Origin of the sequence: Thalassospira sp. UBA848 (assembly GCF_002295455.1) — a bacterium.
In the GTDB taxonomy this organism is placed as follows: Bacteria; Pseudomonadota; Alphaproteobacteria; order Rhodospirillales; family Thalassospiraceae; genus Thalassospira.
Genome location: NZ_DBGS01000072.1, coordinates 1 through 25,328 on the forward strand (window position 1 = coordinate 1; position 25,328 = coordinate 25,328).

At 54.4% G+C, this 25,328-nt stretch carries 30 protein-coding genes and 2 tRNA genes; 16 read left to right on the forward strand and 16 right to left on the reverse strand.

All coding sequences use genetic code 11. From position 1 onward, the window contains the following. Both B2R48_RS09910 and B2R48_RS09915 read left to right on the forward strand, forming a co-directional pair. On the forward strand, positions 1-1,479 hold a 1,479-nt coding region (locus B2R48_RS09910), incomplete at its 5' end, for an L-lactate permease (RefSeq protein ID WP_296999707.1). Position 1,480: 1 nt separating this feature from the next. Next, the gene (locus B2R48_RS09915; RefSeq protein WP_296999710.1) at positions 1,481-1,639 is read left to right on the forward strand and encodes a hypothetical protein; all 159 of its coding nucleotides are present in this window, start codon (positions 1,481-1,483) and stop codon (positions 1,637-1,639) included. 54 nt (positions 1,640-1,693) lie between these two features. Here the strand turns inward: B2R48_RS09915 and B2R48_RS09920 are convergent, their stop codons facing one another. Continuing rightward, on the reverse strand, positions 1,694-2,326 hold the full coding sequence (locus tag B2R48_RS09920; protein ID WP_296999713.1) for a LysE family translocator: 633 nt from the start codon (positions 2,324-2,326) through the stop codon (positions 1,694-1,696). A 356-nt stretch (positions 2,327-2,682) separates the two neighbouring features. Between B2R48_RS09920 and B2R48_RS09925 the strand changes: the two genes are divergently transcribed. Together B2R48_RS09925 and B2R48_RS09930 are read left to right on the forward strand one after the other, a co-directional pair. Continuing rightward, complete coding sequence (locus tag B2R48_RS09925; RefSeq protein ID WP_296999714.1) at positions 2,683-4,344, forward strand: inverse autotransporter beta domain-containing protein; 1,662 nt, start codon at positions 2,683-2,685, stop codon at positions 4,342-4,344. 72 nt (positions 4,345-4,416) lie between these two features. Beyond that, on the forward strand, positions 4,417-5,460 hold the full coding sequence (locus tag B2R48_RS09930; RefSeq protein WP_296999717.1) for a PA0069 family radical SAM protein: 1,044 nt from the start codon (positions 4,417-4,419) through the stop codon (positions 5,458-5,460). Between the two features lie 48 nt (positions 5,461-5,508). On the opposite strand, the gene B2R48_RS09935 is transcribed toward B2R48_RS09930, so the two are convergent. The 3 genes from B2R48_RS09935 to B2R48_RS09945 all read right to left on the reverse strand — a co-directional run bounded on the left by B2R48_RS09935 (position 5,509) and on the right by B2R48_RS09945 (position 7,342). Continuing rightward, positions 5,509-5,787 carry a tyrosyl-tRNA synthetase gene (locus tag B2R48_RS09935; RefSeq protein WP_296999719.1) on the reverse strand — a complete coding sequence of 93 codons (279 nt, stop codon included), beginning with the start codon at positions 5,785-5,787 and terminating at the stop codon, positions 5,509-5,511. A 302-nt stretch (positions 5,788-6,089) separates the two neighbouring features. Next, entirely contained in the window at positions 6,090-6,617 is a 528-nt protein-coding gene (locus B2R48_RS09940) for a hypothetical protein (RefSeq protein ID WP_296999722.1), read from the reverse strand. Between the two features lie 86 nt (positions 6,618-6,703). Beyond that, on the reverse strand, positions 6,704-7,342 hold the full coding sequence (locus tag B2R48_RS09945; RefSeq protein ID WP_296999724.1) for a hypothetical protein: 639 nt from the start codon (positions 7,340-7,342) through the stop codon (positions 6,704-6,706). Between the two features lie 249 nt (positions 7,343-7,591). Between B2R48_RS09945 and B2R48_RS09950 the strand changes: the two genes are divergently transcribed. The 5 genes from B2R48_RS09950 to rpmF all read left to right on the forward strand — a co-directional run bounded on the left by B2R48_RS09950 (position 7,592) and on the right by rpmF (position 11,063). After that, positions 7,592-8,302 (forward strand): alanyl-tRNA editing protein, encoded by a 711-nt coding sequence (locus tag B2R48_RS09950; RefSeq protein ID WP_296999727.1) that lies wholly within the window; start codon positions 7,592-7,594, stop codon positions 8,300-8,302. A gap of 435 nt (positions 8,303-8,737) precedes the next feature. Next, positions 8,738-9,595, forward strand: coding sequence for a 3-mercaptopyruvate sulfurtransferase (sseA, locus tag B2R48_RS09955; RefSeq protein ID WP_062955353.1), 858 nt, complete (start codon positions 8,738-8,740; stop codon positions 9,593-9,595). Positions 9,596-9,640: 45 nt separating this feature from the next. Next, positions 9,641-10,159 (forward strand): GNAT family N-acetyltransferase, encoded by a 519-nt coding sequence (locus B2R48_RS09960; RefSeq protein ID WP_296999731.1) that lies wholly within the window; start codon positions 9,641-9,643, stop codon positions 10,157-10,159. Next, the gene (locus B2R48_RS09965; protein ID WP_213472837.1) at positions 10,156-10,842 is read left to right on the forward strand and encodes a GNAT family N-acetyltransferase; all 687 of its coding nucleotides are present in this window, start codon (positions 10,156-10,158) and stop codon (positions 10,840-10,842) included. The genes B2R48_RS09960 and B2R48_RS09965 overlap by 4 nt, the downstream gene beginning before the upstream one ends. A gap of 41 nt (positions 10,843-10,883) precedes the next feature. After that, entirely contained in the window at positions 10,884-11,063 is a 180-nt protein-coding gene (rpmF, locus tag B2R48_RS09970; RefSeq protein WP_062951864.1) for a 50S ribosomal protein L32, read from the forward strand. 128 nt (positions 11,064-11,191) lie between these two features. On the opposite strand, the gene B2R48_RS09975 is transcribed toward rpmF, so the two are convergent. After that, positions 11,192-12,148 carry a threonine ammonia-lyase gene (locus B2R48_RS09975; protein ID WP_213472835.1) on the reverse strand — a complete coding sequence of 319 codons (957 nt, stop codon included), beginning with the start codon at positions 12,146-12,148 and terminating at the stop codon, positions 11,192-11,194. Between the two features lie 168 nt (positions 12,149-12,316). On the opposite strand from B2R48_RS09975, the gene metC reads away from it, so the two are divergent. Next, complete coding sequence (gene metC / locus B2R48_RS09980) at positions 12,317-13,501, forward strand: cystathionine beta-lyase (RefSeq protein WP_213472833.1); 1,185 nt, start codon at positions 12,317-12,319, stop codon at positions 13,499-13,501. Positions 13,502-13,640: 139 nt separating this feature from the next. On the opposite strand, the gene B2R48_RS09985 is transcribed toward metC, so the two are convergent. From B2R48_RS09985 to B2R48_RS10000, 4 genes are read right to left on the reverse strand one after another with little or no spacing between them, the layout of a single operon-like run. Further along, positions 13,641-14,114: a hypothetical protein gene (locus B2R48_RS09985; RefSeq protein ID WP_213472830.1), complete on the reverse strand. Its 474-nt coding sequence runs from the start codon at positions 14,112-14,114 to the stop codon at positions 13,641-13,643. 15 nt (positions 14,115-14,129) lie between these two features. Further along, a complete protein-coding gene (locus tag B2R48_RS09990) occupies positions 14,130-14,936 on the reverse strand; it encodes an iron chelate uptake ABC transporter family permease subunit (RefSeq protein WP_213472828.1) in 807 nt (268 codons plus the stop codon). After that, complete coding sequence (gene znuC, locus B2R48_RS09995; RefSeq protein ID WP_296999744.1) at positions 14,933-15,769, reverse strand: zinc ABC transporter ATP-binding protein ZnuC; 837 nt, start codon at positions 15,767-15,769, stop codon at positions 14,933-14,935. The genes B2R48_RS09990 and znuC overlap by 4 nt, the downstream gene beginning before the upstream one ends. Continuing rightward, positions 15,750-16,226, reverse strand: coding sequence for a Fur family transcriptional regulator (locus B2R48_RS10000; protein WP_008890884.1), 477 nt, complete (start codon positions 16,224-16,226; stop codon positions 15,750-15,752). The genes znuC and B2R48_RS10000 overlap by 20 nt, the downstream gene beginning before the upstream one ends. A 151-nt stretch (positions 16,227-16,377) precedes the next feature. On the opposite strand from B2R48_RS10000, the gene hisI reads away from it, so the two are divergent. From hisI to B2R48_RS10025, 5 genes are all read left to right on the forward strand, one after another. Continuing rightward, entirely contained in the window at positions 16,378-16,776 is a 399-nt protein-coding gene (hisI, locus tag B2R48_RS10005; protein WP_296999746.1) for a phosphoribosyl-AMP cyclohydrolase, read from the forward strand. Positions 16,777-16,821: 45 nt separating this feature from the next. Beyond that, complete coding sequence (locus B2R48_RS10010; protein WP_296999748.1) at positions 16,822-17,949, forward strand: CobW family GTP-binding protein; 1,128 nt, start codon at positions 16,822-16,824, stop codon at positions 17,947-17,949. A gap of 346 nt (positions 17,950-18,295) precedes the next feature. Beyond that, positions 18,296-19,126 carry an aldo/keto reductase gene (locus tag B2R48_RS10015; RefSeq protein WP_296999749.1) on the forward strand — a complete coding sequence of 277 codons (831 nt, stop codon included), beginning with the start codon at positions 18,296-18,298 and terminating at the stop codon, positions 19,124-19,126. A 209-nt stretch (positions 19,127-19,335) separates the two neighbouring features. After that, entirely contained in the window at positions 19,336-19,989 is a 654-nt protein-coding gene (locus B2R48_RS10020) for a YitT family protein (protein ID WP_296999751.1), read from the forward strand. Positions 19,990-20,087: 98 nt separating this feature from the next. Next, on the forward strand, positions 20,088-20,732 hold the full coding sequence (locus tag B2R48_RS10025) for a hypothetical protein (RefSeq protein ID WP_296999755.1): 645 nt from the start codon (positions 20,088-20,090) through the stop codon (positions 20,730-20,732). Between the two features lie 34 nt (positions 20,733-20,766). Here the strand turns inward: B2R48_RS10025 and B2R48_RS10030 are convergent. From B2R48_RS10030 to B2R48_RS10050, 5 genes are all read right to left on the reverse strand, one after another. Beyond that, positions 20,767-20,843, reverse strand: a tRNA-Arg gene (locus tag B2R48_RS10030). 145 nt (positions 20,844-20,988) lie between these two features. Next, positions 20,989-21,282, reverse strand: a complete 294-nt coding sequence (locus B2R48_RS10035) for an ETC complex I subunit (protein ID WP_213472816.1) — start codon at positions 21,280-21,282, stop codon at positions 20,989-20,991. A gap of 143 nt (positions 21,283-21,425) precedes the next feature. Further along, positions 21,426-21,502: transfer RNA gene (locus tag B2R48_RS10040), tRNA-Pro, on the reverse strand. 174 nt (positions 21,503-21,676) lie between these two features. After that, entirely contained in the window at positions 21,677-22,123 is a 447-nt protein-coding gene (locus B2R48_RS10045; RefSeq protein WP_062955339.1) for a DUF192 domain-containing protein, read from the reverse strand. Beyond that, the gene (locus B2R48_RS10050; protein ID WP_296999765.1) at positions 22,120-23,334 is read right to left on the reverse strand and encodes an acetoin utilization protein AcuC; all 1,215 of its coding nucleotides are present in this window, start codon (positions 23,332-23,334) and stop codon (positions 22,120-22,122) included. Before B2R48_RS10050 ends, B2R48_RS10045 begins: the two co-directional genes overlap by 4 nt. A 166-nt stretch (positions 23,335-23,500) precedes the next feature. Between B2R48_RS10050 and B2R48_RS10055 the strand changes: the two genes are divergently transcribed. After that, entirely contained in the window at positions 23,501-24,577 is a 1,077-nt protein-coding gene (locus tag B2R48_RS10055) for an alpha/beta hydrolase family protein (RefSeq protein ID WP_296999768.1), read from the forward strand. Here B2R48_RS10055 and B2R48_RS10060 read toward each other — a convergent pair. Next, a complete protein-coding gene (locus B2R48_RS10060) occupies positions 24,574-25,179 on the reverse strand; it encodes a GNAT family N-acetyltransferase (protein ID WP_296999771.1) in 606 nt (201 codons plus the stop codon). The two genes, B2R48_RS10055 and B2R48_RS10060, sit on opposite strands and share 4 nt — an antisense overlap. Before the next feature lie 5 nt (positions 25,180-25,184). Next, positions 25,185-25,265: a citrate/2-methylcitrate synthase gene (locus B2R48_RS20320; RefSeq protein WP_297007219.1), complete on the reverse strand. Its 81-nt coding sequence runs from the start codon at positions 25,263-25,265 to the stop codon at positions 25,185-25,187. Positions 25,266-25,328 lie beyond the last annotated feature (63 nt).

Sequence of the window (25,328 nt, forward strand, 5' to 3'; positions counted from 1 at the left end):
TGGTTTGTCACGGTTGTCCTTGCCGTCTTCTTCTTTGGCGCACCCACCGACATGCTGATCATCGCCCAGGCCAAGGGCGTGATGCTGGCCCTTTATATCCTTTATATCGTCTGGGCGGCATTGATCCTTTATTTCGCCGCCGAAGAAGCCGGCGCAATCAAAACCATCGGACGCGCCATTCGGTCGCTGACCGATGACCGCCCCCTACAGCTTCTGATACTGGGTTACGTCTTTGCCAGCTTCTTGCAGGGGGTCGCAGGCTTTGGCGTACCGATTGCCGTTGTTGCGCCGCTTCTGCTTGGCATGGGTTTCTCGCCAGTGCTGGCCGTTGCTGCCCCAATGATCGGCCATAGCTGGTCGGTTCTGTTTGGCAATATGGCGACATCGTTTGAGGCATTGATTGGTGTTACCGGCATTCCGGGGACTGAATTGACCCATTATTCCGCGATCCTTTTGGGTCTGTCGGGCTTCATGTGCGGGGCGGCGGTTTTGTGGCTGGATGGCGGGTTCCGCACCATTCGCCGCCGCATGGTACCGCTGATCCTGATTTCCGGCGTGATGGGCGTCGTACAGTATTTCATGGCCAATTATGGTGTCTGGACACTGGGTGGCCTTACGGCGGGGATTGCCGGGCTTGTTACATCGATCATTGTGACCCGTTTTTGGAAACCCCATCCCGATGATGTTGCCGAACAGGTTGCCGATGATCATCACCACATGGCGTTGATCGAAGCACTCACACCCTATCTGGTTTTCATCTTGCTCGTCACGCTTGCCACCTTTGTCCCGGCAATCGAGATGCTGCTTGGCAAGATCCGCTTCACGCTTGAGTTCCCGGAAACGGCAACCGCAAGCGGTTGGGTGATCGAAGCAGAAAGTGCCAAGGCCATCGCGATCTTTGGCCATCCGGGCGCACTGCTGCTTTACACGGCTGCCATCAGCTTTACCTTCTTCAAGCTGCGCGGGCATTACGATAACGGGATTGGCAAACGTATCTGGCAACGCACGCTTAAAAGCGGCCTTCCGACCAGCATCGGCATGGTTCCTGTGATCGGCCTTGCCATCATCATGGATCATGCCGGGATGACCTATGCCCTGGCCGAAGGCGGGGCTGCGGTCTTTTCCGGGACCTTTGCCGTCGCCTATCCGGTGATTTCACCGGCGATTGGTGCGCTTGGCGCCTTTATGACCGGCAGCACGAACAATTCCAACGTCGTCTTTGGCATGTTCCAGCGTCACACCGCCGAACTTTCCGGCCTTTCAACCGCCCTTGTTCTGGCCGCCCAGGCTACGGGCGCATCACTTGGCAGCATGCTGGCACCGTCGAAAATTCTGGTTGGCTGTTCCACAGTCGGTCTGTCGGGAAAGGAAGGACCAGTGCTGTCGGTTGTTCTTAAAACCGGTGTCATCCTGACCGCACTTTGCGGCTTCATGGCACTCGGGATACTTTTGATCACGACGATGAACGGGGGCGCATAAGATGAAACAGAAACTGTTTAACCCGGTCTTTCTCGTCCTGACCTCAATCATCCTGCCGATTGCCGCGTTTGAGGCACTGGTAACAGACAATATCGCTGCAAGCGACATCCTGTTTGCCCTGTTTTGTGCCGTCATGGCCGTGATTGTCGTGCGAAAATGAAAAGCCCGCCGACCAATCTGACCGACGGGCTTATCAGAATATCTTTGGCGGGATTTATGGGCGAAGGGCTGCCAGCTTGACGCCAAAGGCAATGAACACTGCCCCGGTGGTAGCCTTGAGCGCACGTTGGAAACGACCGCTCCCGGCAAGGCGCGTCAACCGTGCTATTAACATCACCATTGCCCCGAACCACACCGCGTTGATCGCCCCGTGCAGACACACCAGCATAAAGGCCGATGTCACCGCCCCCTCTCCTACCGGGATAAATTGCGGAAACGCTGCAAGATAAAAGATCGAGACTTTCGGGTTCAGCGCGTTGGTCAGAAATCCCTCGCCATAGGCCTTGATCAGTGTACGCTTGCGCTTTGCTGGCGATACTTCGCCAACCGTTTTCACCCCGCGCCACGCATCACGCAGCGCCTTGAACCCGATCCAGCACAAATAGGCCGCCCCCAAAAACTTCACGATCATGAAGGCCTGTGCGGATTGCACGAGGATGACCGAAATACCAAGGATCGACAAAGTCCCGTGCAGGTAAAAGGCCGTCACAAATCCGGCAACATTGGCTATCCCGGCCATACGTCCCGATGTCGGCACCGTCTTGGCGACCAGAACACCATTGGGCCCCGGCGACATGACAAGCAGCGACGCAACCAGCGCAAAACTCAAAACCTGTGACCAATCCATGGGGCGATCCTTTGCAAATGATCAAACGGTGCGCATTGACTGATGACGTTTCGCACCTTGCCTTGACTATATCCCGCCTTAATCAACCAACAAGAAAATCATTGTGACCATACATTTTCCTTGCCCGGTCCGGTCAGCCTGCCGGGATCAGGAAAATGATAACTTCTGCCAAAATGATAAAGAATAGGAGTGGCCGTAAGGATCATGCAGAATTACGGTCGTCCCGTAAAAATTGAAATGGCAAAAGCCATACAACTACGGGGCACGATATTCCCCACGAGCAAAAATCTTCTGATGTCTTCGCAATGTGTCTGTGCACCACGGACGCACCGTTAGTCCTGCTGGCTAGGTTAAACATGCACGTTACCCGATCCATCCTTTCTATCCTTCTTAGCGCCCCATTCCTGCTAGCTGCACCAGTTGCCCATGCCGCCGCAGAACCATCCGGCCCAAAATGGGGACCGCATATTGACCTCGAAGGCAAAGGCGGAACGGATCGTAACCTTGGCGAGACGGACCTGTTCATTCCGCTTTGGCAGGATGAGGACACATTGACCTTCACCAGCCTGCGCGCCCGGATGGATGACAATAACAGCCACGAAGGGAACTTCGGTCTTGGCATCCGTCAGATGCTTGATTCGGGATGGAACATTGGTGGCTATGGTTACTTTGACCGCCGCCACAGCCCCTATGGCAACAAATTCAACCAATTGACCTTCGGCGCAGAGGCCCTGTCGCTTGATTGGGATTTTCGCGCCAATGCCTATGTCCCGATCGGCACCACACAATACATGGAAGACAGTCTGAGCACTGTTGATGTGAGTGGTACCACCTTGATGTACAATCAGGGTGAAGAACGCGCATTGCGTGGCTTTGACGGGGAAATTGGCTGGCGCATTCCGTTATTTGCGGCTGATGCCGGACAGCAACTCCGTGCCTATGCCGGTGGTTATCGCTTTACGGAAGACGGTGTTGATACGGTACAGGGTCCGCGTGGGCGACTGGACCTGACCTTTGATGAAGTTCCCTTTTTGTGGGAAGGGTCGCGCTTTTCCCTCGGGGCGGAAATTCAGCATGACAGCCCACGGGGCACGCAGGGCTTTGCCAGCTTCCGCCTTCGTATCCCGTTGCAAGGCTTCGGCGATACTCCTAAACCCCGCCTGAGCGCGATGGAACGGCGCATGACCGATCCCATCATCCGCGACATCGATGTGGTCAGCCAGGCCGGACAGTTTTCAGAAGCAAGTGAAATCACCCAGACTGCCGACGGCAAAACGATCACAGTTCTGAACAGCAACTCGACATCGGCGGCGAACTTTGCCACTGACATTGCCAATGCAGGTGCCAATTCAACCGTGATCCTGAGCGGCGATTACACCGCAATCAATTCCGTCACAACGGTTCAGAGTGGACAAACAATTGTCGGGGGTGGCGCACTTGACATCAAAACCCCGACAGGACGGTCGGTTACGGTCACCATTCCGGATGCATCGATCTCGGGCACCGGCAGCAATGGCGGCGCCGGCGGTGGTGCACGTCTCTTTAACATGGCCGATAACAGCAGTCTGATTGGTGTGACCGCGAACGTTAACACGACCGGGTCAGCATACATCGTCCACATCGAAGGAAAGCAGAACGTTACCATTCGGAACAACAACCTGACAACGCAGAACGGCACCTCAACCGCAGGCGCTATCATAATCAGAGACAGCCAGGATGTTACGATCAAGAATAATGTTTCATCCGTTACCTCCAATGCAAATGGTGCCCGGTTCCTGGCGATTATCGGCAACAATTCCAACATCAGCATCGATGACAACAAGCTTTCCGTGAGCGGAGCAGGCTTCGACAAGCGATTTGTATTCTTCGCCAATTCATCAACCATAAACAACCTGTCAGGGACGGGTAATACCACCAATAACCTCAACCCATGTGGTGACGGCGGCGGAACCCTTCCCACCGTTACTGGCTCAGTCACGGTAGACGGCACCGCGGTAGACGGCAGCGCCTGTCCATAACGTGATGCTGTAAAAATTTGGACATATCGGCTTTGGCTTGAATGTTCTTCTTTTGTTCTTTATTGTGAGCATATGAAGAACAATATCAACCAACCCCATGCCCACGCCCGCGCTGTCATTTTTGATGATGGATGGCTGGGCACATTGATGGAAGATCAGGACGCCCCACGCACCAAAACCACCCTTGGTATCGATGGTGCGCGTTCTGTGATCACCCGCAATCAAAGCCCTGATGTCCCGTTTGATCGGTCCATCAACCCCTATCGCGGATGTGAGCATGGCTGTGTCTATTGTTTTGCCCGCCCGACACATGCCTACCTGGGCTTGTCCCCCGGCCTTGATTTTGAAACCAGACTGTTCTGGAAACCGGAAGCCGCCCAGCTTTTGCGCAAGCAACTGTCGTCAAAGGCCTATCAACCGGCCCCGATTGTGATCGGCACAAGCACGGACCCCTACCAGCCGGTCGACCGTGACAAGAAGCTGACGCGCTCGATCATCGAAGTTTTGGCCGATTGCCAGCATCCCTTCTCGCTGATCACCAAAAGCGCGCTGGTCACCCGCGACATTGACCTGATCGCCCCGATGGCCGCCCGAAACCGGGCATCTGTGGCCGTTTCGGTCACAAGCCTTGATCACCGGCTGTCAAACCTTCTGGAACCGCGGGCGTCTGCCCCGCACCGTCGGCTTGACGCCATCCGACAGCTTTCAGACGCAGGCATTCCGGTCACTGTCCTTTGTGCACCGATCATTCCGGGCCTCAATGACATGGAAATCGAAAAGATCGTGGCTGCCTGCAAGGACGTCGGGGCGCAATCCATCAGTCATATTGTCTTGCGACTACCTCTTGAAATCGCGGACCTTTTCGAAGAATGGCTTGAAGCCCATTACCCGGACCGCAAAGCCAAAGTGATGTCACTGATCCGTCAGATGAGTAATGGTGAAACCTATCAGTCGGAATTTGGCACCCGCATGCGCGGCACCGGCCCAATTGCCGATCTGATCGCCAAGCGCTTTGATGCTGCCCGCAAAAAGCATGGTCTGATCAACAGATCCCTAAACCTTGATTGCAGCGGCTTCAAACGCCCCAGCGCGAACGGGCAAATGTCGCTGTTCTGACATCACCAGCAACATCGGCCCTATCTCGCGAACGATATGTCATGGCAATCAATCTGCACGCCGGATCAGCATCGTGCTTTGCCCACCAACTGTGAGGCGGAGTACTTCGCCATCATCAAAGGCGTAGCTCAGGATATGATGGTCTGGATCGGTAATCTGCTTGTCTTCGATCCGGACTGCGCCGCTTGCGACAAGCTCGCTTGCGGCCATACTGGTATCAGCAAAGCCTGCCATCAGAATAAGCGGCACCACCCCGATCCCGTCTTTCAGGGCGTTCGGTGTGAAATCAAGTGTCGGCATGCGATCAGCAATAGAGATATGGGTCATTTTCCGGTTTCCTTGTTGGTGGGGCCACCTCGGGCAAACCGGTTTATGGAAAAAACAAAGGCCGCCCTGGGGCAGCCGGTCTTGGTTCAATTTACAAACACATCAACAGGCGCCGCGCTATGTGCACGACGTAAAATAGGCGTTCTGATGTGTAACAATGTTTTCCATGCTTTTATGCATATGGCGCTTTTTTCGATTGGTCAAGCTGCTTGTTCGGCACACCTCCGGCAAAGCAAAACACCCGCCAGCAGAACGGGCGGGTGCAATGAATAACTGGTTGCGTGATTGGTCAGCTGAATGTCTTAGCTGACAACGCGATACCGCGCATGCGCAGCCGGTTCATTGATGATCACCGGATCAATCATGGCATTGATGGCATCCTGCGCTTCGCTGGCAGCGACACCTTCGCGGTCTTTGGGGGTTACATTACCATCTTTGGAAAGGGCTCTGGCGCGTGCGTTCTCAAAGAAACGCAGACCGCGTTTTTCCATGACATAAAGGTTTTCACCACCCCATTCACCGGTCCAGACAAGGCCTGACAAACCGGCCATTTCGGACTCAATCCGGGTCGGAGAAATCGGCATCCCAAGGCAGGTGGTCAGAAGGAATGAAAGCTCAGCTGCCGTTACGCCGTCTTCGCAGCATTCCTCTGCCAGAACCGACATCACGGCCATGGTTACAACCCGAAGCGAAACCTTGTCGGTTTCAAGTCCGGGGAAACGGTTTTGCTTCAGCTCGACAATGTCATTGGCAATACGGTCAACGTCACCCCGAATGACATACCGCCCCCGCCACACGCGGCAGCTGCTTCTGACTTCCCATTCGCTCATGATCCTGGTCCCACCCGTTTTTGTTTGTCCCTGCAAAAAGATACATTATACATACATTTCGTCAATATATTTTTCGACTATTTGTACTATTTTGTACACTCTTTGCGGAACCAGATGAAACCGTCACTTGCAACGGTATATCCGTCCTCGTTCTCGACCTCTTCCAGATAACCACGCGCCACGGAAGCATGGAAATCCCGGCTGAAATTTCGCGGCATTCGCAAATGATCCTGACGACGCAAAAGTCGACGGATATCGCCCCGTGTCACAAAGTTCCTGCCATCACGATATTGCAGCCAGATCGCAGCCAGCAAAATTATTTCGGCAAACCCGCGCGGCTGCAAACGACCGACCAGATCCCCGAAACTGCCGACAAAGCCTGTAATGAACATCCCCGGATCGACCGCATTTGAACCGACAGCGATCCCTTGATCTGCAACGACATTGGCATTAGCCAGTCCTGTCGCACCTTGCGCTGACAAATCTTCCCCAGACGCGGTATCCGCACGGCGCACATCCTGACTGGCATTGGCAGATATTTCGGTGTTCCCGGCTACAGCCGCCCCTGCGACCAAACGACCATGCGCCACAACTGCACCCGATTGGGCCGAACCGAACAGTGCCGCCATGACCACAGGCAAACGTGCGGGCGGGATCGCACATTCGAGATCCACCGGTCCGAAGTCCCCCTCACCGGAAAGTTTGACATGAATAACGGCTGGCACGGCTGCTGTACTCCTGAATTACACGGCACCAATACCATACATTTCGTAACTTTTTCAACATGTATATTACATTTATGTACACTTACATACAAAACGCGCATGAGTTCTTTGGCAATTTTGGCCTCGACAATCGCCCGGCCCCCACCGCACCATGCGCTCAACGAAACAGTTATCTGCACCTGTCGCAAACAGCCTGACAGCAAGACTGATGACCAGACAAAGAACGCCACCACACGGGAAGGAAGAAAAATGACACGCCTAATGTTTCGCGAAGACGCCTATACTCAAAACTGTGCCGCAACCGTCACCAGCGTTTCAGATCGCGGTATCGAGCTTGACCAGACAGTGTTTTACGCAACCGCAGGCGGTCAGTCAGGCGACATTGGCACGCTCACACTTGGGGATGGCACCTCCCTGCCCGTCGCCACGACAGTCAAGGACCGCGAAACAGGACGCATCCTGCACATCATTGCCGATGATCACCCCCTGCCTGCGGTTGGCGACACGGTCACGGCTGAGCTTGATTGGGACAATCGCCACAAGCTGATGCGCTTCCATACCTGCCTGCATCTTCTCTGCGCGGTCATCGAGGGCGATGTAACCGGCGGCAACATCGCCGCCCACAAGGCACGACTTGATTTCAATCTGCCCGACGCGACGCTTGATAAGGATGAGATCAGCGAGAAACTCAATGAACTGATCGCGCGCAACGCGGATGTTTATGACGGTGAAATCACGGTGGCCGAACTCAAGGCCAATCCGGAACTTGTTCGCACCATGTCCGTACAGCCCCCGATGGACGGACATTCGATCCGGACCGTCACCATCGAAGGCATTGATTTCCAGCCATGCGGCGGCACACATGTGCGCACCACCGGCGAAATCGGCAAGGTCATGGTTTCGAAGATTGAGAAGAAAGGCCGCCAGAACCGGCGGATCAATATTGTCTTCGCGGACTAGCCAGATTTGAAAGCATCACCAAAGCAGGCACGCGGATGACCCACCATTCACACAGCCTGCCGGTTGCCAGAAAACGGCAGGACCGTTACAAATTTAGACTTAAACTCAGGACCAATTTAAAATGATCCCGGACCAACTAGGGTCACGACCCATTAATTTGGTTTCAATGGTTCATCTGATTTGTGCGGATACGCGAAGTAAAACCGCAGGCAGATAGTAATCTTCCAAGGTTTTACGACAAAGTAGGCCGTGCAAACCAGATGAATCCGAAGGACAGACGTTATATTTGCAAACTCCCACGTCAAATCCCTTAAGCGGGGGACACCCCGATCTGCGGCATTTTCCTTGGATTTCACAAATATAACGTCTGCCATTGACATCAAATTAATGGGTCGTGACCCTAGAATACCCACCATTGCCAATCGGAGCTTGTCCATGACCAACCCACTTTCCGACGCCCTTGTGTCCACCCAATGGCTTGCGGATCATCTTGATGCACCGGACGTGCGCGTCGTCGATGCCAGCTGGTATATGCCAGCCGAAAACAAGAATGCCCGCGAATTCTATGATGCCGAACACATTCCGGGCGCGGTTTTCTTTGATATCGATGATATTGCCGCCGATGACAGCGCACCGCTGCCGCACATGATGCCCGACGCGATCAAGTTTTCCGCCAAGGTCCGCAAGCTTGGCCTTGGCGATGGTGTGCGTGTGGTTGTCTATAGCCAAAAGGGCTCTGCCCTTGCGGCCTGCCGGGCATGGTGGATGCTGCGTCATTTTGGCCACCACGATGTCGTCGTTCTGGATGGTGGCCTGCCCAAATGGCTTGCCGAGGGGCGGCCAGTCACCGATGCACCAACCCCGCCGCGCGAACGCCACTTCACCGCGCGCGCCAACAGCTTTTTGCTGCGCGAGTTTGATCAGGTTCTTTCAAACGTCAAAACCAAACGCGAACAGCTGGTTGATGCCCGCGCAGGCGAACGGTTCCGTGGCGAGGTCGATGATCCCTGGGGCAAATCCGGCCACGTGCCGGGCTCTTATAACCTGCCCTTTACCGAACTTCTGAATTCGGATGGCACTTTCAAGTCTGCCACCGAGATCAAGACCGCATTTGATAGTGCCGGCGTGGATCTTACCAAACCAGTCGTCGCAAGCTGTGGCTCTGGCGTGACCGCCTGTGTGCTGGCGATGGGGGCCTATATTTGCGGCCACAAACAAGTCGCGGTCTATGACGGTTCATGGGCAGAATGGGCCACCACCGAAGACAGCCCGGTTGCCACCGGCCCGGCTTGACAGCCCGGCCCAGATACCCCTGCAACCCATGACATGAGAAATCCGATGCCCGCCCCATCTTCCTTTGGTCAAGGCTTGGCCAACAGCACCGCCGATGGCGCGGGCATCAAACTTGAACAGCTTAAAGCACCCTCAAACGAAGACATCGCCGCGATCACCCGGCTTTGGATCGACACCGGCCTGATCCCTGCAATCCGCGATGCCCGGCAGGATATCGAAAATTGCATTACCGCGCGTAACGGCAGCCTCATCGTCGCCCGTATGCCCGAAGATCAACAGATCTTTGCCACGATGATGACCGGACATGACGATGTCTTTGGCTGGATTCATTATCTGGCAATTGCCGAACACGCTCAGGGGTCCGGCATTGGCAGTGAATTGGTGGCGCTGGCCGAAGATATCCTGCGCCTTTCCCGGCTTGGTGAAATCCGGGTCACAATTGAAAACGCCGCAGCGGGTGATTTTTACGCCAAACTCGGCTATGACTTTATTGGAAGCGTCACCGATCAGGATCAACCTGATCCGCCCCAAAACAAAATAATGCGCAAGAGTTTAGACCAATGACCCCATCAAATCCGCGCAAGCTGGAAGTTGTCATCAGCTTCCTTGAAATGCAAAGCCCGCCCGACCGCGCACCTGCCATCGTGCCGCCGGGCAAGGTTGCCATTGTCCGGGCCGAAGAGCCCACCCTGTCATTTTATCGCTACCTTTATAATACAGTTGGCGAGCCGTGGCTGTGGTGGGAACGCCGCCTGATGAGCGACGAGGAACTGGCCCCAATCCTTGCCAAGCCGGAAACCCATGTTTATGTGCTCTATGTCGCTGGCGTGCCTGCCGGTTTCGCCGAGCTTGAACTGGCGTCACTGGAATCCGATGGCGTAATTGATCTGCATTATATGGGGCTGATGCCCGAATTCATCGGCAAGGGCCTTGGCAAATACCTGCTTGACTGGGCGATTGATACCGCCTGGAGCTTCAAACCCGCGCGCCTGACAGTAAATACCTGCACACTTGATCATCCAAGTGCACTTGGGGCTTATCAAAAGGCAGGTTTTGCGATATACGACCAGCGAACCGATATTGTTGACGATCCGCGCGATACAGGGCTGATCCCGCAAATTGACCATCATGTTGATCATGATGGTCATTCTGGTGGTGAAGCGCCGGATCGCAAAAGTGCGACGGAAAATGCAAATAATGCAGATTCCGAAACTTTGATCGTTGACTTTCCCGACCGCGCACGGTAACAAGCGCGCCTGAGTTTACCCAAGCCAGAGGATGATGACCCATGGCAGTGCCAAAGAAAAAAGTGACCAAGTCCCGTCAGGGCATGCGTCGCTCGCATGACAAGCTCGCCAAGGGCTCGTACCGCGAAGACAAAGAGACCGGCGAACTGCATCGCCCGCACCACATTGACCTGAACACCGGTATGTACCGTGGTCGTCAGGTGGTCGAGCCGAAGATGTAATTCCGCACCGGAGAGCTTTTGCTCTTTGGCGGTTTGCGACGCTATATATTTCCGCGCCAGTCCATTTGGACTGGCGTCTGGTTTAAAAAGGGATGAAACCGTTTGGTTTCATCCCTTTTTATTTGCCCCTACTCAAATCCGTCCGTTCCAGTACCACAGACAATCACACCGACCCGCCCCGGGCTTTTATCGCCAAGACGGTCGTTCATGACGGCCGCGATCCCGGCCGCCGCCGAAAGCTCGACGGAAATACCAAACTCCTTCCAAAGCCACTTGGCAGATTTTTGCATTTCCTCGTCACTGACCAGTGCGATGCGATCAACATTCTTGCCAATCAGATCGACGTTAAGCGCGGATGACTGACGCGGTGCCAGACTGGTGGCTGCTGTATTCACACTCGGCAATGTCACGACTTCGTTGGCCTTGAGGCTTTCAAACAGGGTTGCCGCCCCGGTCGGCTCCACGCCGATCACCCGGATCGACGGGCGCAGCAACCGGGCTGCGGTCGCCACACCGGCAATCAGCCCGCCGCCACCAATCGCGACGACCAGCGTATCAAGGTCTGGTTGCTGTTCCAGAAGCTCAAGCGCGATGGTTCCCTGCCCTGCAATCACCTTGGGATCAGCGAACGGGTGGATATAGGCCATACCGCTTTCATGTGCGTGTTCCATCGCAGCACGGTTGGCATCATCCCAAACGGCCCCGACCAAAGCCACATCGACACCCTGCGCACGCAGTTTTTTGACCTTGGGCTGCGGGGTATTGGTCGGCAGGAAGATTTTCACCGGCACACCCAGTGTGCGGGCCGCATTGATAACACCCATGCCGTGATTGCCACCCGATGCCGTGCACAGACCGGCAGATCTTTGTGCGGGATCAAGGGAAAGCGCGGCATTCATTGCCCCGCGCGCCTTGAAGGATCCGCTGACCTGCATGTTTTCAAGCTTAAGGAACATCTCGGGGATATGATCCCGGTTCGCAAAGCACGATGTGTCGCCAAAATTGCTGACTTCGAAGAGCGGGGTTAGACGGACATGATCCGAAATGGCACGGCGTGCGGCACGAAAATCCTGAAGTTCAATCACAAGGCCCCCTTGATGTTTTCTTGATATTTTTTCGCGGTTATCGCCCGTAAGAAATAGCCCGATGACAGGGTTTGACAATGGCTTTGTCGCAAAAAGCCTTGAATGCCTGCCGCCAAGGTGGTTTGTCTTTGAACCATAAGACGTCGCGCCCAAGGAGAACCGCCTGATATGTCATCTCAAAGCCCCAAACATACCGAAACCAAACTGGTCCACGCTGGCCGCCGTTCCAGCCAGTATCACGGCGTGGTCAACCCGCCGGTTCTGCATGCCTCGACCATCCTGTTTGACAGCCTGGCAGAGCTTGAAAAGGCTGGCGCCTCAACACCTGGCAAAGTGACATATGGCCGCCATGGCACGCCGACCCGCTTTTTGCTGGAAGAAGCCGTTGCCGAACTTGAAGGCGGCTATGGCACGCTTTGCGTTTCCTCGGGCGTTTCGGCCATCACCAATGCCATCCTCGCGTTTGTGAAGCCCGGGGATCATATCCTCGTTACTGACAGCGCCTATTTCCCGACTCGCAACCTGTGCAATACCTTCCTCAAGAAGTTCGGGGTCGAGACGCAATATTATGACCCGACGCTTGGTGGCGATATCGCAGGCCTTATTCGCGATAACACCGCCCTTGTCTGGTGTGAAAGTCCGGGGTCGCTGACCTTTGAAATGCAGGATATCCCGGCCATCGCCAAAGCTGCGCACGCGCGTGATGTTAAGGTCTTGCTTGATAACACCTGGGCTTCCCCGATCCTGTGCCGCCCGTTTGAACTGGGTGTTGATGTGTCTGTTCAGGCGGGCACCAAATACATTGTCGGCCATTCGGACGTCATGCTGGGCACCATCACCACCGCGACCGAGGCAGACCTGCTGACCATCAAGAAGCAGATCCTGATTTCGGGAGACGCGGTTGGTCCGGATGATTGCTACCTTGCCCAGCGCGGCCTGCGTACCCTTGCCGTGCGCCTTAAGCAACATCATGAAAGCGGACTTAAGGTCGCGAAATGGCTGCAAACCCGATCCGAAGTCAAACGCGTGCTGCATCCGAGCCTACCCGAAGATCCGGGGCATGCCATCTGGAAACGCGATTTCAGCGGCGCAAGCGGCCTGTTTTCCTTTGTTATGGAGCCGGTCGAGAAAGCCCAACTCGCCAATATGGTCGATCACATGGAACTGTTTGGCATGGGCTTTAGCTGGGGCGGCTTTGAAAGCCTGATCCTGCCATCCGACCCGACCAAAATCCGCACCGCCACCAATTGGGACGAAGACGGGCAACTGATCCGCCTTCATGTCGGCCTTGAAGATCCCGATGACCTGATCGCTGATCTTGAAGCCGGGTTTGGGCGCCTTAAAACGGCCTAAAAGCAACCTTCGGCAAAATGGAAAACGGCGCGGAATTTCCGCGCCGTTTTTTTTATGTTAGATCGGATCGAAACGAGCCATCTCAATACTATTTCCGCACCTGACTAAATTTTGGATCAACGCCAAAGGCAGACACATCTCATGTTATGGACTTTGATGCTCTAAATTGTTTCTTTGCCCGAAGACGCACAAATCCGAACCACCCCGTAGTCACCGCATAGGATGAGACAGTACCAATCGACAACAAACCAGGAATGGAAACAGGACCATCAGCAGCGAAAAGAAACAAAGTTACAATTATCAGGAAAACTCCACCCACCGTGTCTCTATAAGCCCGAGAAGGTCGTAACTCATCTCTCTTCGGTGGCAGATATCTCCACGCGTAACGATATCTTCCAGTTCGATAACCGTCGTAGCTACCCACCAACCAACTCAGCGCACCGAACCAATGCCCCAACGCCCCATCAACCATGAAGTAACCGAAATACCGCCAATCAACCAATGCAGCAAAACCGACTGGCACCACTGTCAGTAAACCAACACAAGGACTAGTAATCAGTTTTTGGAACCGTCTAAGGAGATCCGTAAAAAACTGAAGCACTCTGCCGGTCATTACGTTCTCCACGTGTTAACGCTCGACAAGTCTTTTCACCAAAGGTGAAAACCCAGCCGTCAAGACAAACAGAAACGCAGCCGAAATCACGATGCTCGGCCCGGCTGGCGTATCGACATGCCAGGACAGGGAAATCCCCGCCAGCACAGATGCCGCGCCAAACAGCCCGGCACCAATCGCCATTTGTTCAGGTGTCCGGGCAAAGAAGCGCGCACTGGCGGCCGGGACAATCAGAAGGGCTGTAATCAGCAAAACCCCGACAATCTTGATCGCCATGCCGATCACAAGCGCCATCAGCAGCATGAAAACAAGGCGCAACCGTTCGACCGGAATGCCTTCAGCAGCAGCAATTTCCGGGCTGACTGTCAGGGCAAGCAGTGGCCTCCACATCCAGGCCAGCACGCAAAAGGCAAAAGCCCCGCCGACAGCCAGAAGCAATATGTCCCCGGTATTGATCGCAAGAATGTCACCGAACAGATAGGCCATCAGATCAACCGCGACCCCTTGCACGAAGGCCAGCGCGACCATGCCCAGCGCAAGGGTTGAATGGGCAAGCATACCGAGCACCGTGTCACTTCCGATGCGTGCTTGGCGCTGCCCATAGGATAAAAGCAGCGCCGCAACAAGACAGGTCGCGATCATACCGATACGGATATCGACCCCGATCAACAGACCAAGAGCCACACCCAGCAATGCGGTATGGGCCAACATGTCGCCAAAGAACGCCATGCGCCGCCAGACAATAAAGGCCCCAAACGGCCCGCAGACAACGGCCAGCAAAACACCGCCCAAAATCGCACGGAACAGGAAATCGTCCATCATTGATTTGTTTCCGCCCCTTCTTTGACGGTCGTAACATGGTCATGCTCATGTGCATGATGGTGATGGTGATGGTCATGCGAATGATCGTGACCACATCCCGCCACAACATGACCCGACAGATCATGTTCATGATCATGTTCGTGGGTGTAGATGCCAATCGCATCCGCCTCGCGCACACCAAAAAGCGACCGGTATTCCGGATGCTGGCGCACGGTTTCGGGCTGTCCGTGGCAACAGACATGCCGATTGAAACACACCACCTGATTGGTCTTGGCCATCACAAGATGCAAATCATGCGAAATCATCAGAACGGCGCAATCAAGTTCGTGACGGATTTCATCGATCAGACGATAAAGCTCCGCCTGCCCCGAAACATCCACGCCCTGGGTGGGTTCATCAAGCACAAGCAAATGCGGACGCAACAAAAGGGTGCGCGCCAACATGACGCGCTGTGTCTCGCCACCTGAAAGCTGGCTCATCTGCGCATCAATTACATGCCCTGCCCCGACCTGCGCCAGAACGCCTTCGCAATCCGCACGGCTGACGGACCGCGTCAGGGTCAGGAATCGCTTTACGGTCATCGGCAAAACCTGATCAATGGCAAGCTTCTGGGGCACATAGCCGATCGTTAGTCCCTGCTTGCGCACGACTTCACCGCTGTCAGGCTTCTGCAACCCCAACAATGTTTTGACCAGTGTGGATTTGCCAGCCCCATTCGGCCCGATCAGGGTAATGATCTCGCCCGGATGAATGGCAAGCGACACCTGATCAAGAACCCGCTCATTGCCAAAGGAAAGAACAAGCTCACGGCCTTCAATGAGTGGCGCAGTCATGGCACAGCCCCTTGATCTCGACCGTGGTCGCCTGAATGGTAAAACCGACACTGCGGGCCGCCTTGCGCACCGCGTTGCTCATATCCTCGTTCACGGCCTCGGCCACGCGGCCACAATCAGTACAGATGAAATACTGCCCCAAATGTTCGCAATCAGGCCGGTCACAGCCGAAATAGGCGTTAAGCGACTCAATTCTGTGCACCAGACCAAGCTCGGTCAGGAATTCCAGCGCGCGATAAACCGTTGGCGGCTGCACCCGCTGCCCCTCGGCGGTCAGCGCATCAAGCAGTTCATAGGCCGTGACCGCCTTGTGCGATTGCCAGATAAGGGTAAAGACCTTGCGGCGCATGTCGGTAAAGCGCGCATTTTCGCTGTCACAGACTTTCTCTGCCTGCGCAAGTGCGCTATGCACACATCTGTCGTGATCATGGCCCTTTTTGGGGAAAAGATCGCTCATAGCTGAATATCTCGTATCGACGGCACTCTGATTTTGGCGGCTTTGGCCCAACCAATTTCAAAAAGCCGTGGCATCTGATGAAATGTTATAATATATCATTTTCTGACGTGCGAAACGTTAAAAGTCAACCACCATCGACCGGAGCTTCCCCATGACGGGCTCAAATGCACAGATTGCCGACAAACTGAAATTCAACGAAAACGGCCTGATTCCGGCAATCGCCCAGCAACATGACAGTGGCGAAGTCCTGATGATGGCGTGGATGAACCGCGATGCGGTGCTTGAAACGCTTGAAACCGGCCGCGTATGCTATTTCTCGCGCTCTCGCGGGAAACTCTGGCGCAAGGGTGAAAGCTCCGGCCAGGTGCAGAAACTTGTCGATTTCCGTTATGACTGTGACATGGACACCATTCTGGTCGAAGTCGATCAGATCGGGGTGGCGTGTCACACCGGACGACGCAACTGTTTCTATTTCGCCGCCCGCGATGGCAAGGAAGTCGAGATTTCCGAACCGGAAATCTCCGCCGAAGAGCTTTACGGCAAGAAATAGCCCCCGCCCCAAATCCCTCGCCCAGCGCAAAAGACCTGATTGATCATGGCCCTTTCCAACGAACAGTTTGACCGCATCGCCACTACCGTCATTACCGGCTTTCTGGGCAGTGGCAAGACCACGCTGCTTAATGCCCTGCTGACACAGGATGGCATGGATAAGACGGCGGTCCTGATCAACGAGTTCGGCGAAATCGGGCTGGATCATTTGCTGGTGCGTGAAGTTTCCGAAGATGTGGTTTTGCTCAATTCCGGCTGTATTTGCTGTTCGGTGCGCGGTGATCTGATTTCGGGTCTGCGTGATTTGTTTGTCAAACGCACGCGCGGTGAAATCCCGGAATTTGATCGGGTGATCATTGAAACCACCGGCCTTGCCGACCCGGCCCCGATCCTGCACACCCTGATGACCGACCCGCTTCTGACCACCAAGTTCCGCCTTGATAGCGTGGTGACCACGGTCGACGCGCTTCATGGTGCAGGCCAGCTTGATAACTACCCCGAAAGCGTCAAGCAGACCGCTGTTGCCGACCGCATCCTGATGACCAAGGCGGATCTGGCCGATGACGCGACGCGCAGCGCACTTGAAAGCCGCTTACGTGCGCTTAACCCGGCCGCCCCGATCTACCCGGTAATCAATGGCGATATTGCGGTTTCAAAACTGTTCAATGCCGGTCTGTATGATCCGGCGACCAAAAGCATGGATGTGCAGAAATGGCTGCGCGACGAAGCCTATGAGCATCATGGCGACGAGCATCATCATGATGCTCATGACCACGGACACGGACATGACCATGATCACGAACACCACCATGATCACAGCCACGACGTGAACCGTCATGACGACCACATCCGGTCATTTTGCATCACCTTTGATGAACCGATCCACTGGGATGCCTTTGTCACCTGGGCCGAAATCTTTACCCAGATGCGCGGCGAAAGCCTTTTGCGGGTTAAGGGCATCCTTAATCTGGTCGGCGAAGATGCGCCGGTGGCCATTCACGCTGTGCAGCATGTTTTCCATCCGCCGGCATCCCTGCCCGCATGGCCAAGCGATGATCATCGGTCCAAAATCGTCTTCATCACCAGGGATCTTGGCCCGCAGGTGATCCGTGAATCCCTTTATCATCTTAATGCCGCGGTTAGCGAAACCGCAGATGGCAGCACGCCGGAATAATAATCCACCGCGTTTGAGCCACATCAAGGATCGCCCCCGGTAGATGGGGCAATCTCTGCCTTGGCTTGATACAGCCTCACTCTAAGTCCTGAACTTCGGGCGACCCATTATACTCGGTCGCCCTTTTTCTTTGTCTGAACACCGCCATCGGCAATCGATAAACAGCACACCTTCCCCCATTGCACAGCGCCAGTCATCCTGATGTACAGGTTGCACAAAGCGACATGTGGACTAAATCAGGGTCAAATCGGGCAAACTGAAACCGGATCGTCATTTGCGCATGATACCGGAAAGCCCCACAATCAGAACAAACACAACAAGCAAAAGGCATAGGGGGTAAACCAGCATGATTTACCGAAACTGGCAGGGCATTGAAATCCCGGCCCTTGGCTTTGGCACCTACGAGCTCAATAACGACGAAGCCGCAGAGATGATCGCAGAGGCCGCAAAGATCGGCTATCGTCATTTCGATACGGCCCAGATGTATCACAACGAAGAAGGTGTCGGTCGCGGCCTTAAGGCATCCGGCCTTGCGCGCGACGACTATTTTGTTACCACCAAGATCTGGTATGACAAATTCCAAAGTGGTGATTTGCAGACGTCTGTGGTCGAAAGCGCGCGCAAGCTCGATCTGGACCATGTTGACCTGCTGCTTCTGCACTGGCCAAATGATGACGTGCCGCTCGAAGAAACCATGGCGGCCTTGAACGAGGTCAAAAACCTCGGCATGACGCGCCTGATCGGGATTTCAAACTTCCCGACCGCCCTGATTGATCAGGCCGTGTCGCTGACCGATGCGCCGCTTACAGTCAATCAGGTCGAATATCACCCCTATCTTGACCAGTCCAAGGTACTCGAAAGTGTTCGGGCACATGACATGCTGCTGACCGCCTATTGCCCGATTGCGCGCGGCACTGTCATGAAGGATGCAACGCTCAAGGCCATCGGCGAAAAATATGGCAAGTCGCCGGTGCAGGTGACCCTGCGCTGGTTGCTGCAACAAGACAGCGTCATGGCGATCCCGAAATCGGGCTCGCCCAAAAATGCCGCAGCCAATTTCGATATCTTTGATTTCGAGCTTTCGGAAAACGACATGGACGCAATCCATGATCTCGCCAATCCGAATGGTCGCCTGATTGATCCGTCCTTTGCCCCCAAATGGGATAAATCCGCCTGATCGCGGGCACCCCAACAGGCGCAAACACGCATGAATTTACCAAGACCGGCCCCTTTCGGGTCGGTCTTTTGCGTTTGAAGGTAAAGGCACACCAAAAACGCGCAATTTAAGCCCCCTTCTTGCGCACAGCTTGTTTCGCACCTGCGAAAAGCGTATTTTTATCAAGGAACAGGACCTGATCTGATCAACCAACTGGCAGCAATTCGCTTATGAGCACCAAAAACACAACCGATACTGCAACCACCACCAGCACACCGAAAAAGGACGATATCGCTCATCGCCCGTATGAAGATGTTCTGGCCCTGTTGCTGGGCACCATGGTGGTGTCACTTGGTGTGACGCTCTATAGCGAAAGCATCCTTGTCACCGGCAGCACCGCCGGCGCTGCCCTTCTGATCGAGCATGCCACCGGACTGTCGTTTGGCGTGATCTTCTTTCTGATCAACCTGCCCTTTTACTGGCTGGCCTTCAAACGCATGGGCAAGGCGTTCACCATCAAGACCTTCATCGCCGTTGGTCTGGTCTCGGCCTTCTCGAAACTGACCCCGATGCTGGTGGCGTTCGACACGCTCAACCCGATCTATGCCGCAGTTGCCGGGGGTGCGCTTATGGGCATTGGCTTGCTCATGCTGTTTCGCCATCGCGCGGGCCTTGGCGGAATTAATATCCTCGCCCTCTACCTTCAGGAAAACTTCAACATCCGCGCCGGTTACTTCCAGCTCGCCGTCGATATGGTGATCCTCGTCTGCGCCTTCCTGACCCTGCCCTTTGACAAAGTCCTGCTGTCAATCCTCGGTGCCGTCATCCTCAACCTGATCATTGCGCTCAATCACCGTCCGGGGCGGTATTTCTCTGCTAGATGATGTCCGCAATAAGAAGAGTTATATGCCGTTTAGTTGGCAGCACATAGCTTTTCGCAGGGCGATTAGTTAATTTTCCACCACTTACGTGGAGGTTAACCGTGTTTTACAAAGTACCATTCTTTTTTGCAGTTTTCTGCGCCTTAGCAATCTCATGGATTGGTATTAGTGGTCAGACATACATTCCCACTTGCACAAGCCACCTTTGCAACAGCATCAGATCACTTGAGTGGGAAACTCTTACCGCAGGCATTTTAGGCCTAGCTGGTGGTTTGGCTGTTCTCTGGGCAACACAGACACAAGTTGCTTCACAACGAAAAGCTGCAGTTGACCTTGAATTACTCGATATTGACTCGTTTACAAGGGAGCTGTCCGAACGGCTTGTAACACTAGTGCAAGTCACTAGGAAAGCTTCTGCAAATGTTAAGTTTGATGACTCCGAAAGTGCAGGAAAAGCAAACAGGGATATCGAGGAGGCTGCGAACAAGGTAGAAACCAGTTTACTTTACGAGATAGACAAGAATCATCGATTTCCGGCTTCCCTACGTCAAGCAGCTCGTAATGCTTACAACAACACAATTCTAGCCAAGAGTTATCGCTTTGGCGTTACAAGAGGCAGGATGGACTACACGATGGTAACGTCAACACAGCAAGGCTTGAATGATTGGGCGCAGAAGGCATTTGAGCCGCTGGAGAAACTAAAGTTTGAGCGGGACAAATACTCCGCTTTTCTAATGAAGCGCTAATACAGTTAACGCATAATGACTTCAAAAAGAAAAATGGCGATCCCTGCAGGACTCGAACCTGCAACCTACAGATTAGAAGTCTGTTGCTCTATCCAGTTGAGCTAAGGGACCGCTGGGTGGGGTGGTTTGCTTACCCCAGGGGCATGGCCTTGGACGCCTGCCCGACTGTCTTCACAGGATTTAACGTCCCCTGTCAGACGAAACGGGGCGGAAATCCGCCCCGAGAATTGGTCAGATGCCAGTGGCAACTTTCAGATCAGACAACGCGTTTGAACGCGAAGTTATCGGCATAGGTCTTGATCTGCATTTTGCGCGGTTTTGGCATTTCGATGTCCGCGGTCAGCTTGTGCTTGGCGGCAAAGGCCTGCGCTTCTTCGAGGGTTTCGAAATACATGCGGACCTGACCACGGGTATCAGTAGATCCGATCCAGCCCATCAGCTGATCGGCAACCTTTTTCGCACCCGGTTCAAATTCCATGACCCAGTGCTTGGTCGCAGCCTGACCGGACTGCATGGCGTTCTTGGCAGGTTTGTAAACACGGACCTTCATCGGGACCCTCGTCTTGACCTTCGGGATAAGATGATAATGGCAGTTAACGGGTCTCTCTAACCCCTGCTATCTCTTCATCTTTTACACCTTTTATCGTTACTTGGAAATCCCGTTGGGCATCCGAAAAACAATAAAAGGGGAAATGGTCGGGAAGGCGAGATTCGAACTCGCGACCCCCTGCTCCCAAAGCAGGTACGCTACCAGACTGCGCTACTCCCCGACGCGGATGTGGATTTAGCACCATCTTGCTGGGTGGGCAAGACCGCATTATACGTTTTTGTCGAAAAATTGACCCAAGCAGCAATTCAAAAACCAAAGGCCGCAGATATCATCTGCGGCCTTGCTATTGCTGATTGATCTTTAGCCATGTGGCGCATAAAGCCGCCTGCCCGGATTATCGCGGCAGGCCTTCGACCTTTTCGCCGACCTCGAACCCCATCCGGTCCGAAGACCCGCCATTCAGCTCGAGCACAAAGCGTACCGGCCTTGGCGACGGAATGATGGTTTCTGATTGTGGCACCGTGCGCTTTTCAATGCCGACAATCGTGCCATCGGCCTTGATGAACAGCATATCAAGCGAAATGAAGGTGTTTTTCATCCACATCGAAATGTCACGTGGACCGCCGAAATCAAACAGCATTCCGGCATCATCGGCCATTTCGGTGCGATACATCAGGCCGCGCGAGCGTTCTTCGGGTGTGATGGCCAGTTCGACATTGAAGACTTCGCCATCGACAAGAAGACGCGACCGTTCAAATCCGGTTGCCTTTGCATTCAGCCCCGCAACAACCGCTGCGCTGATAAAGCACACAACCAAAGTCATCTGAAAGAACGACTTCATACCCCATATCCTCTTAGTCTTTTGACGCGATCCCGGACCTCGTCCCGGATGGCGCCACCCCGCCATGGATCCGCAAGTGTTGTAAACAACTCACTTGCCGGCTGTCTGCCACGACTATGCGACCATTTTATGACACGCAGGATATTTTCCGCTGTGATGGGTAACACATCAGGTATTTCGATCCCGTTAATGGTTGCCCACACCCCGGACCAACAGCGCGCAACGCCATATGGACTATATCCTCCGCCTCCCAGAACAAGACTTCGGGGCGCCAATCGGGTCATCATCCCCACGACTTCCCAGATCGACTGGTTGCCCAAAAGCTGTCTGGACAGTGGATCTTCAGCTAGAGTATCACATCCACATTGCAAAACAATAGCTTGGGGCGCAAAACTTAATCCAAGAGGAATCAAATATTCAAACAGGACATAGCGCATCTCGTCATCATGCATGCCGCCGGGCACCGGCAAATTACGCGCCATACCACCCGCAATATCATCAATCGCGCCGGTTTTCGGCCACAGATCTTCCTGATGCATTGAGACGGTCAAAACCCGCTCATCCTCGGCAAAGGCATACTGCACGCCGTCCCCGTGGTGGGCATCAATATCAACATATAAAACCCGATCCAGCCCGGAATCGAGCAAGGCATAAATGCCCAGCACCGGGTCATTGAAGTAACAAAAACCCGATGCCCGGTCTTTGAGCCCATGATGAGTCCCTCCTGCCGGATGATGAATGATGCCACCATCCTTGATCAGATTGGCTGCCATCACCGATGATCCGGCAGCCGTCGCCGGACGCCGGAAAATTTCCGGATAGATCGGATTGCCATTCTTGCCCAGACCAAACCGTTCCATCATCTCAAGCGGCAAGGATTGATCGCGCTCGGCCTGCATGACGGCTGCGATATAATCCGGGTCATGAAAGCGCGCGAGTTGGTCGGGCGTTGCCACCGGCCCGGTCAAATAGGTGGCCTCATCCACCCAGCCCAGCGCATGCACCATATCGACCACCAGCGACACACGCGGGATCGCCAATGGATGCTTCGGCCCATAGCTTGATCCACGATAAATCTCGGCCGCGATCATGCGCGGGGCGGGATCGGCAATACGATGGTCAGGTATTTCGTCAGAAAGGATCACAATGGCACGCAGGACGGATTGGGTTGCGGTGCCAAAAGCATTGACCGTTTCACGATGCTCTTTCAAGTTCTGTTTTGTGCAATTCCAGGCGCGGCACCTATTAATTTGGTTTGAATGGTTCACCGGATTTCATCGACATAACCGGCTTCAAGGCGATTGACGGACACTGTGACTTCCCGCAAGCTTTGACCATCGCCAAAACCTTGCTGTCGCCAACCTGAAAGGCTGTGCCGTGCCATCGCCCCGCCGCATTCGTTACCGCCACCTTGTCAGGGTGGCGTTTATTCTGTTGGTGCTGCTTGTTGCTGTTCCCGGAAGTCTCGCACTTATCGGATTGTCGGACTTTGATATCAGCGACCGCCCGACTGAACAGATCAGCTTTGCACACGATGGTGCTGTTCTGTCTGGTAGCCTGATATTGCCTGATGCGCAGCACACAGGCCCGATTGCCCTTCTGGTTCACGGCGATGGTTCGCAGGACCGCTTTGCGGACGATGGCTATTTACCCCTGATCAATGCCCTGCTTGATCGCGGGATCGGAGTTTATAGCTGGGACAAGGCCGGGGTCGGCGAAAGCACGGGAAACTGGCTTTCGCAATCCATGAATGACCGCGCGAAAGAGGCCGTTGCGGCATATAAGGCAATCAAAACCGCCCATCCCGACAGCGGGCAAAAAATCGGCTTTATCGGCTTTTCTCAGGCGGGCTGGGTGATCCCCAAAGCATCGCGAATGATCCCGGACCATGCCTTTAATGTCATCATTGGCGGGGCCGTGAACTGGCAAAACCAGGGCGATTTTTATACACGCCAACGCCTGTTGGCCGATGGTGCAACACAAGCAGAGATTAATGATCAAATCGAACGCAACCGCGTCCGTGACGCCGTGATCTTTGCTCCTGAGGCAACGTATGAAACCTACCTTGCAAATATCGATGATCAGCATCCGATGACATCCGGCAGGTTCGAGTTTGTCAAACGCAACATCACATCTGACGCAACGGCGGACCTTGGATTGCTTGAAACACCGATGCTTGCCATGTGGGGGCGCGATGATCTGAATGTGGATGCGAAAACCGATGCTGCGATCTATCGCAATATTCTGATCGGCCGACATCCTGCAAATGAGGTAATTGTCATCCCCGATGCCACGCACGGGTTGCTCAGAAGCAATCTGTTTAACTATCAGCTAAGCAGTGAAATGCCGACTTCCCGGCAGATGCTGTATGTTGCCCTTGGGCGGCATGCCTATGTGCCCGGCACGTTCGACAAGATTGCTGACTGGATCAAACAGGTTGTTGCGCGCACTTAGTTCAAAGCGCGCAGGTCAAGATGCATGGTCGTTGAAGCTTCGAACCCGAACAGATGGCGCAAGGGGCCGATGTCACTGGTTTCAATCGCGCGATAGCCGCAACGTTCATAAAGGGCGCGAGCACGCGGATTGATATCGATAACATCAAGACGAACTGTACCAAGCCCCTGATCGCGCGCCGTACGCGCCACCGCATCCAGAAGCGCGGTACCGACACCCTGCCCGCGCGCCTCTGGAGCAACGAAGATACCATCCATCAACAAAACGTCATCGACAAGGGCGCGCTCAAGCAATTGCAGCAATATGCCACGCCATAGCCCACCCCACGATCCATAAATGGCGCAAAGGTCTTCAAGCGTTCCGCCGACAAAGGCACCTTGTGGTGTCTTGAACCCGGCAACACCCAGCAACCTGCCATCACTGTCTATGGCGCAGATCGCGTGATCGGACCTGATGACACGCCGGACAAATGCCAGTGCCTTGTCTTCCGGGGCCATAAGTTTTGAAAGCTTCTGCCGGAAGGCCTCCCAGAACAAAGCACAGGCCTGTTCCTTGTGCTGCTCTGCCAACCCCGACTGGATGATAAATCCCTGATGATCCATATCTTTTATCCCGACACACTGGCACGTGGGCGAATGATCTTGCCACTTTTGCGCTGTTCAAACAAATGGGCGATCCAGCCTGCCATTCGTTGGCCCGAACAGCACACATGTTAAGCTTTGATCAGGATCAAGTCCAAGAACTGTTACAA